The sequence below is a fragment of the Vasconcelosia minhoensis LEGE 07310 genome (assembly GCF_015207255.1).
In the GTDB taxonomy this organism is placed as follows: domain Bacteria; phylum Cyanobacteriota; class Cyanobacteriia; order Phormidesmidales; family Phormidesmidaceae; genus Vasconcelosia; species Vasconcelosia minhoensis.
Genome location: NZ_JADEXG010000130.1, coordinates 1 through 4,353, shown reverse-complemented (window position 1 = coordinate 4,353; position 4,353 = coordinate 1). Strand labels below are relative to the sequence as shown.

5 protein-coding genes are annotated in these 4,353 nt (G+C 58.9%); all 5 read left to right on the top strand.

The genetic code is table 11. The annotated features are described in order from the left end of the window. Positions 1-126 precede the first annotated feature (126 nt). A complete protein-coding gene (locus tag IQ241_RS24970) occupies positions 127-708 on the top strand; it encodes a shikimate kinase (protein ID WP_193912491.1) in 582 nt (193 codons plus the stop codon). Positions 709-827: 119 nt separating this feature from the next. Next, positions 828-1,748, top strand: a complete 921-nt coding sequence (gene argB / locus IQ241_RS24965; RefSeq protein ID WP_193912489.1) for an acetylglutamate kinase — start codon at positions 828-830, stop codon at positions 1,746-1,748. Between the two features lie 79 nt (positions 1,749-1,827). Next, complete coding sequence (locus IQ241_RS24960) at positions 1,828-2,301, top strand: ATP-dependent zinc protease family protein (RefSeq protein WP_193912487.1); 474 nt, start codon at positions 1,828-1,830, stop codon at positions 2,299-2,301. 38 nt (positions 2,302-2,339) lie between these two features. Beyond that, on the top strand, positions 2,340-3,269 hold the full coding sequence (gene rimK, locus IQ241_RS24955) for a 30S ribosomal protein S6--L-glutamate ligase (RefSeq protein ID WP_193912485.1): 930 nt from the start codon (positions 2,340-2,342) through the stop codon (positions 3,267-3,269). Positions 3,270-3,462: 193 nt separating this feature from the next. Next, positions 3,463-4,353, top strand: an 891-nt coding sequence (locus IQ241_RS24950; RefSeq protein ID WP_193912483.1) for a metallophosphoesterase, incomplete at its 3' end; no start/stop codon positions are given.

The following is a 4,353-nucleotide window of genomic DNA, read 5'->3' as shown; positions in this document are numbered from 1 at the left end:
GTGATGGGGTGGTGGGGTGATGGGGTGATGGAGTGGTGGGGTGATGGAGTGTTCGCGAAGCGTCGCCGTAGGCGTTAGGGGCAATCGGGGGAGTTTGGTAGGATGGCTGAAGCGTATGTGACTGCAATGGCTCCTGATCTCAGTACTCGTCTGACCGCCGACCTGAAGGGTACGAATATTTACTTGGTCGGTATGATGGGGACGGGCAAAACGACCGTCGGCAAACAGCTGGCGCAGCAGCTGGGCTACCGCTTTTTAGACACGGACGAGCTGATTGAGCAGGCTGCGGGTCAGCCGATTCCAGACATTTTTGCCGAGTCTGGGGAAGCGGGCTTTCGAGCTTTGGAGACTCAGGTGCTGAGCCAGGTCTCGGCCTATACCCGGCTGGTGATTGCCACCGGTGGCGGCATCGTCATCGAGCAGATGAACTGGAGCTACCTCCAGTACGGCGTGGTGGTTTGGCTGGATGTGCCGGTGCCTGAGCTGATGAATCGGCTGAGGGGCGATCGCAGCCGTCCCCTTTTGCAAGACACCGACCTCAAAGACCGGCTGGAGACGCTTTGGCAGCAGCGGGCCAATCGCTATCGGCAGGCCGATGTGCAGGTGCAGGCAGTGGGTGGGGTAGGCGCGATCGCGGCTCAGGTGCTGGAGGCGATTGGGGCCGTGGTTAAGTCGGATCGGGCGGGTGTTCGCGAAGCGTCGCCGTAGGCGTTAGGGGTGTTCGCGAAGCGTCGCCGTAGGCGTTAGGGGTGATGGAGGAATCAGGGTGTTTGTTGAACATTCCCCGCAGATTGCTCTATTTTAGGATCTGTGCCGAGGCCGATACCATGACCCTTTCCCCCGATTCGACGCTTGACCACGACAGCGAATATTTTCAAGAGGCTGAGGCGACCCGCGTTCGGGTTTTGAGTGAGGCCCTGCCCTATATTCAGCAGTTTCGGGGCCGCACCTTTGTGGTCAAGTACGGCGGCGCGGCGATGAAAGACGCCAACCTGAAGGCAAAGGTGATCCGCGACGTGGTTTTTATGGCCTGCGTGGGCATCCGGCCCGTGCTAGTTCACGGCGGCGGGCCGGAGATCAATACCTGGTTGGGCAAGCTGAACATTGAGCCCCAGTTTAAAGACGGCCTGCGGGTGACCGATTCAGCGACTATGGACGTGGTTGAAATGGTACTGGTGGGTCGCGTCAATAAGGAGCTAGTCTCCCTAATCAGCCGGGCTGGCGGATCGGCAGTGGGCCTCTGTGGCAAAGACGGCAACCTGATTACGGCTCGTCCCCAGGGCGTCAAAGGTATTGGTTTTGTTGGCGATGTCAGCCAAATCAGGGCCGATATCGTCAGCTCTTTAGTCGAAGCGGGCTACATTCCGATTATTTCCAGCGTTGCCGCCGATGAGGCCGGTCAGGCCTACAATATCAACGCCGATACCGTTGCGGGGGAGCTGGCAGCCGCACTGAATGCCGAAAAGCTGATCTTGCTCACCGACACCGCGGGCATCCTGGAGGACTATCACAACCCCGCTACGCTGATTAATACGCTCGACATTCAGCAGGCGCGCCAGCTGATCGACAGTGGCGTTGTATCTGGCGGCATGATTCCTAAGGTCAACTGCTGTGTTCGTTCTCTGGCCCAGGGGGTGCGGGCCGCTCACATCATCGATGGGCGAGTACCCCATGCGCTGCTGCTAGAGACGTTTTCTAACTCAGGCATCGGTTCGATGCTGGTCGCCTCTGACCTCAGCCAGTATTAGCTCGCCGCTGGTGGTTTTGCGTCCCGACCCTGACCGCCGATAATAGCCGTAGAGCCGCTTTGTTCACATTACTGACCCAATGACTGACATCACTCCTTCCGCAGCACCGTCGGCCCTGATTGGCTGGCGGGAATGGCTGGGTCTGCCCAAGCTCAATATTGCGCGGGTCAAGGCCAAAATCGACACCGGGGCGCGCTCCTCTGCCCTCCATGCGTTTGACATTCAGCCCTTTAGGGTCGATGGCAAGGCCCGGGTTCGCTTCAAGGTGCATCCGCTACAGCGGCAGCAGCACACCATCGAGGCCGAAGCCGACCTGCTGGAAGAGCGGATGGTACGCGACTCGGGCGGCCACACCCAGCAGCGACCGGTGATTATGACGACGGTGCAGCTGGGCGATTTCTGCTGGCCGATTGAGCTCACCTTGACCAATCGCGACGCCATGGGCTTTCGGATGCTGCTAGGGCGGCAGGCGGTGCGCCAGCGGTTTTTAGTCGATCCAGGGCGTTCCTATCTGCTCAGCTCGGCGGCTCCGGCCACCTCCCACCCGGTCTAGATTTCCAACTTTAAAATTTTGCTACTGGTATCACCCCCATGAAAATTGCTGTTTTATCCCGCGACGCTTCGCTCTATTCCACTCGCCGTCTGGTTGAGGCTGCCGAGCAGCAGGGCTGCGCTGTCAAGGTAATTGACCACATGCGCTGCTACATGGACATCACGGCCCACCGGCCCAAGGTGCTCTATCAGGGTAGCCCTCTCACCGACATTGACGCGGTGATCCCCCGCATTGGCGCTTCCAATACGTTTTACGGTACGGCGGTGGTGCGGCAGTTTGAGATGATGGGCGTATTTACGACGAATGAGTCGCAGGCGATTTCGCGATCGCGCGATAAGCTCCGCTGCCTGCAAATTCTCTCGCGGCAGGGCATTGGCCTCCCCGTCACCGGTTTTGCCCATTCCACTAAAGATATTGAAGGGCTGATTGAGCTGGTCGGCGGTGCGCCGCTGGTGATCAAGCTGCTGGAGGGTACCCAGGGCATCGGCGTGGTGCTGGCCGAAACCCACCAGGCGGCCAAGTCGGTGATTGAAGCATTTCGCGGGCTCAACGCCAATATTCTAGTGCAGGAATATATTAAGGAGGCAGGCGGCTCTGACATCCGCTGCTTCATCGTCGGTGACAAAATTGTGGCCTCGATGAAGCGCCAGGGCGCCCCCGGCGAATTTCGCTCAAATGTCCATCGGGGCGGTAGTACGGGCAAGGTGAAGCTGACCCCAGAGGAGCGCAGCACGGCTATCCGCGCGGCCAAAGCGATGGGCCTGCGGATTGCCGGGGTCGATATTTTGCGCTCGAACCACGGCCCGGTCGTGATGGAGGTGAATTCGTCCCCCGGACTAGAGGGAATTGAAGCGGCGGCAGGCGTAGACGTGGCCGGTAAGATTATCGAGTTTGTTTTGAAAAATGTAACGACAGCGCAGGCCCGAAAGACGAAAAGTAAGCCGACTAGCGCGGTTGTCGATGCCTAATGCTTGAAAATGAATTGAATTTGCCCAGACGGCGAGCCGAGCGCGAATCGCAAACGCCCTGCAGAGGTATTTTAGGCAACGTCTGTTCAAGCGACAAAGGTGATAGATTTTAGTCAGTCGGCTCTGGCTCAACTGTCGTCGGCCTTTGGTTTACGGCACAATAGAGCCTATCGCGAGGCATCACCTTCTGGCTATGTATACGCTGCTAACCGGCCCGCTGACGATTGAACGGCTAACCATTCCGATTCGAGGGCTGCCGCCAGCGCTCTCTGGAATGACGATTGCCCAGCTTTCAGATCTGCATTATGACGGCGTTCACCTGGACGATCGGATGCTGGCAGACGCGATCGCGGCCATCCATGACCTTGCTCCTGACCTGATTGTCCTTACGGGTGACCTGGTCACCGAAGACCCGGCACCCATCTATCCCCTGGCTCGCAGGCTGAAGCATTTGCCCAGCCGCTACGGCACCTTCGCAATTTTGGGCAACCACGACATCAAAGTCCAGGGCGCGCGCGAAACCATTACCCACGCTCTGGAACGGGTGGATATCCCAGTCCTCTGGAATCAGATTGTCTACCCGCTGGGGCCGGATTTTCCTGTGGTGGGCCTGGCCGACTACTGGTCGCGCGAATTTAAGCCCGGACCGGTGTTCAATCAGCTCGATCCGGAAACGCCCCGGCTGGTGCTTTCCCACAACCCTGACACCGCCGAAGCGCTGCGGCCCTGGCGGGTTGACCTCCAGCTTTCAGGCCATACCCACGGCGGCCAAGTCTATTTTCCTGGCCTGGGCTCTGGCCCCGAGGTCTGGAAGCAAATTCGTCAGGTTATTCCCAAGGCCATCCGCAACTATATTCCCTACCTCAGCGATAACTGCGTCAAAGTCGTCAGACATTGGGAATGGGCGATGGGCCTACATCAGGTGGGGGATAACTGGCTCTATGTGAATCGCGGCCTGGGGACTTATCTGCCGGGACGGTTTATGTGCCCGCCGGAGCTGACGGTGATTACGCTGGAGAGGGGTGGGGGAAGAGGGAAGAGGGAAGAGGGAAGAGGGAAGAGGGAAGAGGGAAGGGTGATGGGG

Coding starts and splice junctions, on each gene's coding strand:
- IQ241_RS24960 (WP_193912487.1), top strand. CDS start 1,828: ATGACTGACATCACTCCTTCCGCAGCACCGTCGGCCCTGATTGGCTGG.
- rimK (WP_193912485.1), top strand. CDS start 2,340: ATGAAAATTGCTGTTTTATCCCGCGACGCTTCGCTCTATTCCACTCGC.
- argB (WP_193912489.1), top strand. CDS start 828: ATGACCCTTTCCCCCGATTCGACGCTTGACCACGACAGCGAATATTTT.
- IQ241_RS24970 (WP_193912491.1), top strand. CDS start 127: ATGGCTCCTGATCTCAGTACTCGTCTGACCGCCGACCTGAAGGGTACG.